Genomic DNA, 12,262 nt, shown 5'->3' on the forward strand with positions numbered 1-12,262 from the left:
AAAATGCTCATTTATGACCTGTATAAGGCGATTGCCTGGCAAACTCTGCGCTGCTTAAAGCAATGTGAAAAGTTTAGTTAAGATTTATCTTAAAAAACTGGTACTTCCGCATGAGTTACTCTGACTGAATAAGATAAACCTCCGTTATTATCAGGCTTGTGCCTTGCCCTGGCTGTGTTAAGATTTGTGAAATCAGGGAGCGGACGGGACCACTGGAAAATGAAAAAGATCATTGCCGTTGCTATCATTTCAACGTTGCTGGTCGCCCTCTCTCTCTACGCGGTTAATGCGGTTATCCTGGCCCAGCAAAAGAGCAAACAGCTCGAGGTTTCCCATTCCCTTTTACAATATTCAGAAGGCCTCTCTCAAAGTGTGGCGCAGGCGCTCAAAAGCATTACTACACAGGGTTGTGATAAAACCAGTCTTGATAGTTACAGGCAGATAAAGTTAGATAGCCTCTATTTCGGGGATATCGGTTTTATTGAAAAGGGGAAAATAGCCTGTACTGCTTTTTGGGGTAAACTCGCCACTCCCGCTGCCCTTCCTGCAGAGCTGCATAAAACGCCACGGGGTTTTCTTCTGGCACAGTTTTCCAGAAAAGATTTTTTTACAGGCAATGCGGCAATTTATAATAACGTGATTATATTCACCTCCCGCTATGCTTACGATAAGTTCACGCCGATTACGGCGAACTATTCACTAAGTACGACGACCAAAGATTTCGGCAGAACATTTTTCTCAGCCTCCCCGGTGATAAAAGAACAGAGCTGGCTGCATTCGAATCTGTTTACCTTAACCCTGACGCAGTGCAGCGCCGTATGGGATTTGTGTGTGATCGTGAAGCATCACAACGCAGGGCTGGCTTCGTTGTCGCTGGTGGTGTTTACCCTTCTCACGGCAATTTCGGCTTTCATCTGGATAGCGATCACGCTGTTTTTCTTCCGCATCTATGAAGATCGGTTCTCACTGGAGCGCACGCTGGTTAACGCGGTAAAAGCCAATACCATCAGCGTTAACTACCAGCCCATTATTCGAATCCAGGATAAAAAAATGGTGGGCGTTGAAGTTCTGTCGAGATGGCGCGATAGCAATCATGGAGAGGTCTCGCCTGAGCTCTTTATTCCCTTAATTAAGAAAATTGGCCTGTATCAAAAGTATTATATCAATATCATCGAAAAATCCCTGGCAGAAATCGCCTCGCTGGCGATTAAACATCAGCTGGTGATTTCATTAAACATTGGTCGAACCGAGATTGAAGACGGGCAATTCATTAAGATTCTGTGTCGTGAGTGTTTAGTGAATAGCATTCCACTCTCCTTGATAAAAGTCGAACTCTCTGAAAAGGCGGTCTCCACTGCGGATGTTCTCGAAGGGTTTTGTCAGGCGTTAAAATCACTGGGTGTGAGAATATCAATTGACGATTTTGGAGTGCAAAACTCTAACCTCGCCCGCATATCGCTTCTGGAATACGATGAGATCAAAATAGACAAATCGCTGGTAGATGGTATTAATGAGCATTATAAACAGAATATATTCGTCATCTTTAGTGACGCCCTCGCCAGACTGAATAAAACGCTCGTCTTTGAAGGTGTGGAAAGCGAAACGCAATATCGCTTTATCGCTGACCGGTATCCTGATGCCCTGATTCAGGGATGGTATTTCTCTAAATCACTGACCATTGGTGAACTGACGCAGCAACTTAACAACGATAAGCAAAAACCAGCGCGTTAGCATGTCAACATTGACGACGTGACGGCTCTGCATAGCGTCCAGTTATAATTCACGACGTTGAGTTTTAGCTCTCCGCAAACCTCACCGTAACGCTGCATGCGGCGCTCACGGAAAAACGCCCTCAGCGATTCAGGCAGACAGTCTGCCTGGTAGCGTAACAGCGTAGTGTGCCAGAACGGCGCTGGTAAAGGGGTATTGCCATGGCGTAAGCGCAACGCCTCTTGCCAGTCCGTGGTTAACAGACGTTCACAAAACGCCTGCCGCTGCCTCAAGGCAAGTGTATCGGGTATGCCTGCAAGCAAGAGCTGGTTGGGCAATGCCACCAGCCTGAGTTCCCGAACCGTGATACCCAGACCGGCAAAAGGGATCCATGCGTCGATAAGCTGATGCGTCTTCGCCGGTAACGGTGCATTCTCGTCGTAGAGAGGGAGCGTTATGGGTACGAAGGTGAAATGGAAGCCGGATGGCGGCTGGAGGTCTACTAACGAGTCGTGGCGGGTCAACGCCCGCAGTTCCTGAAACAACATGTCGACAGACGCGGCCATTTCCGGCTGGAAACCTGTCGCCAGTGCGAGCTTTTGCGTAGCATAAAACGGCTCCCTTACCGCTCCGATACCGTCCCGCTTTTCCCAGAGCGCCAGCGTCTTCGCGTTGGTGTCGTGGTAATGTTTTTCCAGATCAGACGTTTCCATTTCTTTCCTAAAAACATATAGTCGTCACATTCAGACCGTAGATTACCCTGAAGCACACTCTCATTTGGTTAAAACGTGAAAAATTCTCTGTTGTTTCCGCTGGTACTCTTTTTCCTGATCGTTATTTTCGCCCTGCTCATCGGTAAACCCTCAACGCACATCCCGGATAAAAAATGCATGTGGTCCGATAGCGTGATGCTGAGCTGTTTAGCAAAGCATCAGCACAACGGTTTTTGAGGCAGACTATTCATTTCCCCACTGATTGAGGAAGTTCGCAATATCATCAATGCGCGCGCTACGGATGCCGGCTTCACTCGCCATCTCTTGCTGGGCTTCCTCGCTGATCTCTTCATTGTTCGATAAACGGGTGAGCAGCAACTGGAAATAACAGGCAAGAGGATCGCGCTCTGCCTCACTTACCGGCTCCGCGGCTTCCGACGCGTATTCATCGACGATGTCATAATACTTAAGTGGAATTTCATTGTGCATAAACAGTCTCTTCTCTGACCTTTAAGGGTAATGCCTGAGTATATCGGACGGCACTCTTAGACCAAAGCCTTGTTAATCAACGCAACCACAATGCAATCAATGCAGCCAGCGCCGGTAAAGCCTGAACACAGAGTATTTTTCGGCTGGCGGTCATGGCACCGTAAATGCCCGCAATCAACACGCAGGTCAAAAAGAAGAAGACCACAGGAACACCGCTTTCACCAAGCCACAGTCCCCAGAGCAGTCCCGCTGCCAGAAAACCGTTATACAACCCCTGGTTTGCGGCCAGCACGCGGGTATCGCGTGCAAAATCAGGGCTGAGATTAAATGCCTTGTGGCCTGTTTTTGTGTTCCACAGGAACATTTCCAGAACAAGTATGTAGAGATGAATTAATGCAACAATAGCGACAAGGATCGTAGCTAACATCTTGCTGTCTCCCGCAGGCAGAGGAAAAAAACGGGGACCTTCTGGCCCCCGTTCATGTTTAACCCAGAATCTGGATGACATATTCGCGATGATCGCGTCGCCAGACTCTGAACATTTTAGCATCTTCTATAGCGTTAACGATCGGGCCAGCGACTTCAACCATTTTATATGGTGCATCAACGTGACACCGGAACGAACGTTAACTCAGAACGCTGCCGTTCCATACATCTCCGAGATTTATTACCCGGTCATTATTGTATGCACCAGAGGCATTCAGGTTTTTCAGCGGGCTCCAGTCATTGTTCCAGGGGATAAACATGGTTGCTTTAGGGTATTTCTGAAGAATAATACTCACTAAATTTGCATAATCAAACTGGCCGTTAATTGTTGATGGCCCCACTTCTGCAAAGGCAAACGGCTTATTCAATGCCACCATTTCATCGTAACCGTTTACAGTGGCAGGATTGTCTGTATACAAGTCCAGGCCAGTAATATCAACATACTCTGCGCCAGGGTAATAAGATGTCTTATAATCCCGGTTTGCATCAGGAGAGAAGACCCAGAGTAAATTGTTTAACCCTTTCGTTTTAACGAAATAGTTAAAGATATCCTGATACAGGCGTCGATACAGATCCATACGTACAGTATCGTTTGTATTCTCACCGGTTGCCCCCCACCAGAACCACTCGCCATTCATCTCATGCAAGGGTCGATAAAAGACGGTGACACCTTTCTCATTCAGTTGCTGTAGGCCCTGAGCGACCTTATCAAGCATTGCCAGCCAGCGTCCACGCGACGGTGTTCCAGACTGTAAGATTGCAGAAAATTCATCATTACTCACAGGATGCTTGAGAGCCCCCTTTCCATCACCAGGATTATTACCCGCAAAACAAGGGTTTGGTAAATGGTGGCTGATCGCGACCAGTCCGCCTTTTTTCCAGTGGTCGATCAAATCGACATTACAACCAAAATCGATCAAACTGTCTTCCTCTCCTGGGGTACAGGCATCCCAGCCACGAGCATAGTCAGCGCTATAAATAGCGGGGAATTTCCCGGTCAGGGCCTGCAGGTCTTTTCCTTGTTGCAGGGAAAAAGCATCGACGCCGCCGATATTGCTATAGCCACCAAAAATACCTGAAATGAGCTTTTTACCCTGTCGATCGGACAGACCACTCAACCACTGATAAATCATTTTCGCATTATTATCTGCAGACTGATTTGCGGGTACTACAGTAAAAGTACTCATTTGTAGAATATCCTTAGATCTCGATTGGAAAATACATGGCAATGAATGACCATGCGTGTTTGCTACGTACACAATAAAACTGACATTGCCCGGCTTTATTTTTTCGTACAGTTTGTCTGGCTTTTCCCACTACCGTGGACAGTGCCAGCGCAGCAATACCGTTTGATTAAATAACTTGCTGCGACAGGGATATTTATATCAGCCGCCTGCTTAAAATGATGCTAATTCACGTTGTGCTATCTCCCGTAATACGAGTGATATTCCGCACACCAGAAAGTTATGCTGACAAAAGAATTAATGAGAGTTTCACCGTAACCGCGTCGTACCCGATAAGTCATATCAGGTATTCATGAGCGCGGCACCGGGTGAGGCCGTACACCATAACAATGAATTTAGTGAGACGTGGAATTAAGATATTCAAGAAATTTTGGGGCATACATCGCCGAATCAAACGGCGAAAGCGCATGATGGCCCGGTAAAGCGTGGACGGTAAATGCTATTGAAGGGAGGGGTTTTGATAACCGTACGAAATAGGATAATAAAAAACGGGAACCCATCGGCTCCCGTTCTTGTTTAACCCAGACTCTGGATTACATGTTCGCGATAATCGCGTCGCCAAACTCTGAACATTTCAGCAGCTTAGCGCCTTCCATCAGACGTTCGAAATCGTACGTTACGGTTTTCGCGTTAATCGCGCCTTCCATACCTTTAACGATCAGGTCTGCGGCTTCGAACCATTCCATATGACGGAGCATCATTTCTGCAGACAGGATAATAGAACCTGGGTTCACTTTATCCTGGCCGGCATATTTTGGTGCCGTACCGTGGGTCGCTTCGAACAGTGCGCACTCGTCACCGATGTTCGCACCAGGGGCGATACCAATACCGCCAACCTGCGCCGCCAGGGCGTCGGAGATGTAGTCACCGTTCAGGTTCATACAGGCGATAACGTCATATTCAGCAGGACGCAGCAGGATCTGCTGCAGGAACGCATCGGCGATCACATCTTTAATGATGATCTCTTTGCCGGTGTTCGGGTTCTTGATCTTCTGCCATGGACCACCGTCAATCAGCTCACCACCGAACTCTTCCATCGCCAGCTGGTAGCCCCAGTCTTTGAATGCGCCTTCGGTGAACTTCATGATGTTGCCTTTGTGAACCAGCGTCACAGAGTCACGGTCGTTGGTGATCGCGTATTCAATGGCCGCACGCACCAGACGTTTAGTCCCTTCTTCGGAGCAAGGCTTGATACCGATACCGCAATGCTCAGGGAAGCGAATTTTCTTCACGCCCATCTCTTCGCGCAGGAATTTAATCACTTTCTCTGCGTCAGCAGAGTCCGCTTTCCACTCGATGCCCGCGTAGATGTCTTCTGAGTTTTCGCGGAAGATAACCATGTCGGTCAGTTCAGGGTGCTTAACCGGGCTTGGGGTGCCCTGATAGTAACGAACCGGACGCAGACACACGTACAGGTCCAGCTCCTGACGCAGCGCAACGTTCAGGGAACGAATACCGCCACCGACTGGAGTTGTCAGAGGGCCTTTAATAGCAACGCGGTAGTCGCGGATCAGGTCCAGCGTTTCAGCTGGCAGCCAAACGTCCTGGCCATAAACTTGAGTAGATTTTTCACCGGTGTAAATTTCCATCCAGGAAATTTTACGCTCGCCTTTGTAGGCTTTCTCAACAGCGGCATCAACCACTTTCAGCATTGCCGGGGTAACGTCTACACCGATACCGTCACCTTCGATGAACGGGATAATCGGATTGTGAGGAACGTTAATCTTGCCGTTTTGCAGGGTGATCTTTTTACCTTCCGCCGGAACAACTACTTTGCTTTCCATTAACCTCTCCTTCGAGCGCTTCTGGTTGTTACTGATCTTATGTTAATAAATTGTAATGAGCCCTTCGATAGTACCTGATTGTCCGACGCCATGAAAGGTCTTCGTTAATAGGCTATAATGCGGCAATTGATAACGTCTGAAAATACCATGAAGAAAACTTCTTTTACAAAACACCGGGTTGAGCGATTCAGCTCACGACAAGCCGCCAGAAGACCACAAGAATCCCAGCCAAAGCGGGTGATTTTGTTCAATAAACCCTACGATGTTTTGCCGCAGTTTACTGACGAAGCCGGACGCAGCACGCTGAAGGATTACATTCCTGTTCAGGGCGTCTACGCCGCCGGCCGTCTGGACCGGGATAGCGAAGGACTTCTGGTCTTAACCAACGATGGTGCCTTACAGGCCAGGCTCACTCAGCCGGGCAAACGCACGGGAAAGATTTACTTCGTCCAGGTTGAAGGTGAACCGGATGAAGAGACGCTGGCGACATTACGCCGCGGCGTGACGTTAAACGATGGTCCTACCTTGCCTGCAGGTATTGAGCTCGTCAGCGAGCCGGAATGGCTGTGGCCACGCACGCCGCCGATCCGCGAGCGCAAATCCATCCCGACGAGCTGGCTCAAGATCACCCTTTATGAAGGCCGTAATCGCCAGGTTCGTCGGATGACCGCACACGTGGGCTTCCCTACCCTGCGACTTATTCGCTACGCCATGGGCAACTACACCCTGGATTCACTGGCAAACGGTGAATGGCGGGACGTTACCCCTTAAGGAGTCACTATGTTTAAACCGCATGTCACGGTCGCCTGCGTGGTTCACGCGCAAGGTAAGTTTTTGGTCGTAGAAGAGAGTATTAACGGCAAGGCGCTGTGGAACCAGCCAGCCGGGCACCTTGAAGCCAATGAAACCTTACTGCAGGCCGCCAAACGCGAACTGTGGGAAGAGACCGGTATCCACGCGGAGCCGCAGCACTTCATCCGTATGCACCAGTGGATTGCCCCTGATCACACCCCGTTCCTGCGCTTTTTATTTGCCGTCGAGCTTAGCGAAACGTGCGCCACAGAGCCGCAGGACGATGATATCGATCGCTGCCTGTGGGTCACTGCCGAAGAGATCCTGAACGCGCCAAACCTGCGCTCGCCGCTGGTTGCCGAGAGTATCCGCTGCTGGCAGTCTGCTGGTCGCCTGCCGCTTGAGGTGATTGGAGAATTTAACTGGCCGTTTACAGAGGGTGCCAATGGTGGGGGGGCGTGATAGAATATGCCGCCTTGAAGTTCAATGTCGTGAGTATTCCATGTCAGATAACAGCCAGAAAAAAGTGATCGTCGGCATGTCCGGCGGTGTCGATTCCTCCGTTTCCGCCTACCTGTTGCAACAACAGGGCTATAAGGTGGAGGGCCTGTTCATGAAGAACTGGGAGGAAGATGATGGCGAGGAATATTGCACTGCTGCTGCGGATCTCGCCGATGCGCAGGCGGTGTGCGATAAGCTGGGCATTGAACTGCACACCGTTAACTTTGCCGCAGAATACTGGGACAACGTCTTCGAGCTTTTCCTGGAAGAGTACAAAGCCGGTCGTACCCCGAACCCGGACATTCTGTGCAACAAAGAGATCAAATTTAAAGCCTTCCTGGAATTCGCCGCAGAAGATCTGGGCGCAGACTATATTGCGACCGGGCACTACGTGCGTCGTGCCGATGTGAATGGCAAAAGCCAGCTGCTGCGCGGTCTGGATGGCAACAAAGATCAAAGCTACTTCCTTTATACACTCAGCCACGAACAGATTGCGCAAAGCCTGTTCCCGGTAGGCGAGCTTGAAAAGCCGCAGGTGCGTAAAATCGCCGAAGAGCTGGATCTGATCACCGCGAAGAAAAAAGACTCTACCGGTATCTGTTTTATCGGCGAGCGTAAATTCCGCGATTTCCTTGGTCGTTACCTGCCGGCACAGCCGGGCAAAATCGTTACCGTCGACGGTGATGAAATTGGTCAACATCAGGGGCTGATGTACCACACGCTGGGCCAGCGTAAAGGGCTGGGTATTGGCGGCACCAAAGAAGGCAGCGAAGATCCGTGGTACGTCGTAGATAAAGATGTCGAAAACAATATTCTGGTTGTTGCTCAGGGCCACGACCATCCGCGTCTGATGTCCGTCGGCCTCATCGCACAACAGCTGCACTGGGTCGATCGTGAGCCGCTGAAGGGTACGCTGCGCTGCACGGTAAAAACACGCTATCGCCAGACCGATATCCCTTGTACCGTCACCGCGCTGGATGATGAACGCATTGATGTGCGTTTCGACGAGCCGGTTGCGGCGGTCACCCCAGGCCAGTCCGCCGTATTCTACAGCGGCGAAATCTGTCTGGGCGGCGGGATCATTGAACAGCGCCTGCCTCTGCCGGCCGTTTAACACGATTGCACACATAAAGGAGAACGTGTGGCGAAGAACTATTATGACATCACCCTGGCACTGGCTGGAATTTGCCAGTCTGCCCGTCTGGTGCAACAGCTGGCGCATCAGGGTCATTGCGATGCTGACGCGCTGCACGTTTCACTCAACAGCGTTATCGACCTCAACCCCGGTTCGACTCTGGGTGTCTTCGGTGGGAGTGAAACCAATCTTCGTCTCGGTCTTGAAACTTTGCTTGGCGTGCTTAACGCCAGTAGCCGTCAGGGGTTGAACGCGGAGCTAACCCGCTACACGTTAAGCCTGATGGTGCTGGAGCGTAAGCTCAGCGCGGCTAAAGGCGCCCTTGATACGCTCGGTGACCGCATTGCCGGGCTGCAGCGCCAGCTCGACCATTTTGATCTGCAGTCCGAAACGCTGCTCAGTGCCATGGCCGGCATTTATGTTGACGTCATCAGCCCGCTGGGCCCACGTATTCAGGTCACCGGCTCTCCTGCCGTGCTGCAAAGCCCGCAGGTTCAGGCAAAAGTACGCGCCTCCCTGCTGGCGGGTATTCGTGCCGCCGTGCTGTGGCATCAGGTTGGCGGTGGCCGCCTGCAGTTAATGTTTTCTCGTAATCGCCTGACGACTCAGGCAAAACAAATTCTTGCTCATTGTTAACCTCCCGGAGTTGCGAATTATGGAATTATCCTCACTGACCGCCGTATCCCCTGTAGATGGACGCTACGGCGATAAAGTCAGCGCGCTGCGCGGGATCTTCAGCGAATATGGTTTGCTGAAGTTCCGTGTTCAGGTTGAAGTACGCTGGCTGCAAAAGCTGGCCGCCCAGGCAGCAATCAAGGAAGTTCCTGCTTTTGACGCCCAGGCAAACGATTACCTCGATAAAATCGTTGCTGACTTCAACGAAGAAGATGCTGCGCGCATTAAAACTATTGAGCGCACCACCAACCATGACGTAAAAGCGGTTGAGTATTTCCTGAAAGAGAAAGTGGCAAGCGTGCCTGCTCTGCATGCCGTGTCTGAATTCATTCACTTCGCCTGTACCTCAGAAGACATTAATAATCTGTCTCATGCGCTGATGCTCTCCACCGCGCGTAAAGAAGTGGTGCTGCCTTACTGGCGTAAAATCATCGACGCGGTAAAAGCACTGTCTGTCGAATATCGTGATATTCCGCTGCTGTCCCGTACCCACGGTCAGCCGGCCACTCCCTCCACGATGGGTAAAGAGATGGCAAACGTGGCGTACCGTATGGAACGTCAGTATCGTCAGCTGGAGCAGGTCGAGATTCTGGGTAAAATCAACGGTGCGGTAGGTAACTACAACGCCCACATCGCCGCCTACCCGGAAGTGGACTGGCATCAGTTCAGCGAAGCGTTCGTGACCTCACTGGGCATTCAGTGGAACCCGTACACCACCCAGATTGAGCCGCACGACTATATCGCGGAACTGTTTGACTGCATCGCTCGCTTCAACACCATTCTGATCGATTTCGATCGTGACGTGTGGGGTTACATCGCGCTGAACCACTTCAAACAGAAGACCATCGCCGGTGAAATTGGCTCCTCAACCATGCCGCACAAAGTCAACCCAATCGACTTCGAAAACTCCGAAGGCAACCTGGGCCTGGCGAATGCGGTGCTGCAGCACATGGCGAGCAAACTGCCGGTTTCCCGCTGGCAGCGCGACCTGACTGACTCCACCGTGCTGCGTAACCTGGGCGTGGGTATCGGCTACGCGCTGATCGCGTATCAGTCCACCCTGAAAGGTGTAAGCAAACTGGAAGTGAACCGCGACCGTCTGCTGGACGAGCTGGATCACAACTGGGAAGTGCTGGCAGAGCCCATTCAGACCGTCATGCGTCGTTATGGCATTGAAAAACCGTACGAGAAACTGAAAGAGCTGACGCGCGGCAAACGCGTAGACGCCGAAGGCATGAAACAGTTTATCGACAGTCTGGAACTGCCGGAAGACGAAAAAACCCGCCTGAAAGCGATGACCCCGGCAAACTATATCGGCCGTGCCATCACCATGGTTGACGAGCTGAAGTAACCTCCCTTCCCCCTTTCCGCCTGGAAAGGGGGCTGCTTTTCCCCGGTTTACTTAATGTTTATCCCCACAACAACATAATCAGCGTGACCGTGGAAAAGAGAACTCAGAAATAGCAATAGAGCGCTCATCCGTCTCACCATATAGTTATCCATATTGACAACAAGCCCTAAAGGGGCTAACCTTCATCCTTATGGCCCCGAATCGCTTGTGCGCATCATCCCGTAAGTGAGAACAATGAATGCTATACCTTTTGATGCCAGAGTAGTCATTATATCTGTGTATATTAAATTCTTTTAACAAATAAGCCTCGCGGGGCTCTTACCGGTGCATTATGTCGCTGATCGATAATTACACACCACCTACAACAGAAGACCTTGCGCACCTTAAAGAAGAACTTGGTCTCACAGGTCTCCAAATGGCGGATTTAGCTGGTCTTGCCGGCAGCAATCACTGGAGGAAATATACTGGTGGCGAAACGCCCAGAATTATGGGAATGCATATGCTCTTTTTCATGGCCGCACAGTTAGCATTGAATGATAAAGAGTTGAAGAAAGTACTAGAAAAAATGCGTGAGATAGGGGCAAGCATCTCCTGATGGGATTCGCTATTTAACATGGAACTACAATGAAAATTTTTATCGTAAATCTAAAAAAATCAGTTGAACGTCGTAAAAAAATGGAAGCGCAACTGAATGCCTTAGGTCTTTCAGCTGAGTTTATCGAAGCAGTAGATGGCAGACTCATGTCTGAAGAAGAAAGGAAGGGAGTTACTGCCAACGTTAATTATGCATTCCTTCCTGGTGAGATCGGCTGCGCATTAAGTCATCAAAAAATTTATAAAAAAATGATTGATGAGAAGATCGGCGAAGCCCTTATTCTTGAGGATGACGTTGTTTTAAATGATGATTTTAAAAACGTTTTGGAACACATTACTGTCCCAGAGGTTCGTCCTTCTGTCATTTTACTAAGCCGTACAAATAAGTTTTTCCAAAAAAAAATAAAAAATATTTCCACCGGCTATTCTTTGCATAAGACCTTACATGCCACTACCACGCACAGTTATATTATCAACAACAAGGCTGCGTGCTCTTTACTCAAAGGGCTTAATCCTGTTTGGATTGTGGCTGATAAATGGGGACTATTCGAAGATATGTCATTGGTTGAAGTATATTCGGTAGTGCCTCATCCAGTTCATCTCTCTGAAGAAGCCCAAAATTCTACTATCAACATTCCGGAAGATTCACAAACCATCCATTTAAGAAAAAAGGAATTATGGAATCTTCTTATGTCACGTAGAACATTTAAAACGAAAATCAAACACAAATACAGAAGAGCGATTCTTCCACTTTTCAATAAGGTCATAAATCAAGGTAAAGGTTAAAA

General features: G+C 49.6%; 13 protein-coding genes. 8 read left to right on the forward strand and 5 right to left on the reverse strand.

The annotated features are described in order from the left end of the window. The first annotated feature begins 219 nt into the window (after positions 1-219). A complete protein-coding gene (locus tag L466_RS07730; RefSeq protein WP_032681230.1) occupies positions 220-1,731 on the forward strand; it encodes an EAL domain-containing protein in 1,512 nt (503 codons plus the stop codon). Here L466_RS07730 and L466_RS07725 read toward each other — a convergent pair. The 5 genes from L466_RS07725 to icd all read right to left on the reverse strand — a co-directional run bounded on the left by L466_RS07725 (position 1,728) and on the right by icd (position 6,426). Beyond that, entirely contained in the window at positions 1,728-2,423 is a 696-nt protein-coding gene (locus L466_RS07725) for a hypothetical protein (protein ID WP_032681231.1), read from the reverse strand. The two genes, L466_RS07730 and L466_RS07725, sit on opposite strands and share 4 nt — an antisense overlap. Before the next feature lie 243 nt (positions 2,424-2,666). Further along, the gene (locus L466_RS07720) at positions 2,667-2,912 is read right to left on the reverse strand and encodes a YmjA family protein (RefSeq protein ID WP_014169620.1); all 246 of its coding nucleotides are present in this window, start codon (positions 2,910-2,912) and stop codon (positions 2,667-2,669) included. Between the two features lie 76 nt (positions 2,913-2,988). Further along, a complete protein-coding gene (locus tag L466_RS07715) occupies positions 2,989-3,339 on the reverse strand; it encodes a DUF1304 domain-containing protein (RefSeq protein WP_032681232.1) in 351 nt (116 codons plus the stop codon). A gap of 199 nt (positions 3,340-3,538) precedes the next feature. Next, on the reverse strand, positions 3,539-4,585 hold the full coding sequence (locus L466_RS07710) for a glycosyl hydrolase (protein ID WP_050594877.1): 1,047 nt from the start codon (positions 4,583-4,585) through the stop codon (positions 3,539-3,541). A 590-nt stretch (positions 4,586-5,175) separates the two neighbouring features. Next, the gene (icd, locus tag L466_RS07705) at positions 5,176-6,426 is read right to left on the reverse strand and encodes an NADP-dependent isocitrate dehydrogenase (RefSeq protein WP_014169617.1); all 1,251 of its coding nucleotides are present in this window, start codon (positions 6,424-6,426) and stop codon (positions 5,176-5,178) included. 117 nt (positions 6,427-6,543) lie between these two features. On the opposite strand from icd, the gene rluE reads away from it, so the two are divergent. The 7 genes from rluE (at position 6,544) to L466_RS07675 (ending at position 12,260) form a co-directional block, all read left to right on the forward strand. Then, positions 6,544-7,197 (forward strand): 23S rRNA pseudouridine(2457) synthase RluE, encoded by a 654-nt coding sequence (gene rluE, locus L466_RS07700; protein ID WP_032681233.1) that lies wholly within the window; start codon positions 6,544-6,546, stop codon positions 7,195-7,197. A gap of 9 nt (positions 7,198-7,206) precedes the next feature. Next, positions 7,207-7,680, forward strand: coding sequence for an NUDIX hydrolase (locus tag L466_RS07695; RefSeq protein WP_020884456.1), 474 nt, complete (start codon positions 7,207-7,209; stop codon positions 7,678-7,680). Between the two features lie 40 nt (positions 7,681-7,720). Further along, positions 7,721-8,833: a tRNA 2-thiouridine(34) synthase MnmA gene (mnmA, locus tag L466_RS07690; RefSeq protein WP_032670452.1), complete on the forward strand. Its 1,113-nt coding sequence runs from the start codon at positions 7,721-7,723 to the stop codon at positions 8,831-8,833. Between the two features lie 27 nt (positions 8,834-8,860). Beyond that, positions 8,861-9,490 carry a high frequency lysogenization protein HflD gene (gene hflD / locus L466_RS07685; protein ID WP_014169611.1) on the forward strand — a complete coding sequence of 210 codons (630 nt, stop codon included), beginning with the start codon at positions 8,861-8,863 and terminating at the stop codon, positions 9,488-9,490. Between the two features lie 19 nt (positions 9,491-9,509). Further along, a complete protein-coding gene (gene purB / locus L466_RS07680; protein ID WP_032681234.1) occupies positions 9,510-10,880 on the forward strand; it encodes an adenylosuccinate lyase in 1,371 nt (456 codons plus the stop codon). A gap of 331 nt (positions 10,881-11,211) precedes the next feature. Continuing rightward, entirely contained in the window at positions 11,212-11,475 is a 264-nt protein-coding gene (locus tag L466_RS0122585) for a hypothetical protein (protein ID WP_032681235.1), read from the forward strand. A 29-nt stretch (positions 11,476-11,504) separates the two neighbouring features. Further along, complete coding sequence (locus L466_RS07675; RefSeq protein WP_032681236.1) at positions 11,505-12,260, forward strand: glycosyltransferase family 25 protein; 756 nt, start codon at positions 11,505-11,507, stop codon at positions 12,258-12,260. Positions 12,261-12,262: the final 2 nt, after the last annotated feature.

Origin of the sequence: Enterobacter sp. BIDMC 30, assembly GCF_000534355.1 — a bacterium.
Taxonomy (GTDB): Bacteria; Pseudomonadota; Gammaproteobacteria; order Enterobacterales; family Enterobacteriaceae; genus Enterobacter; species Enterobacter ludwigii.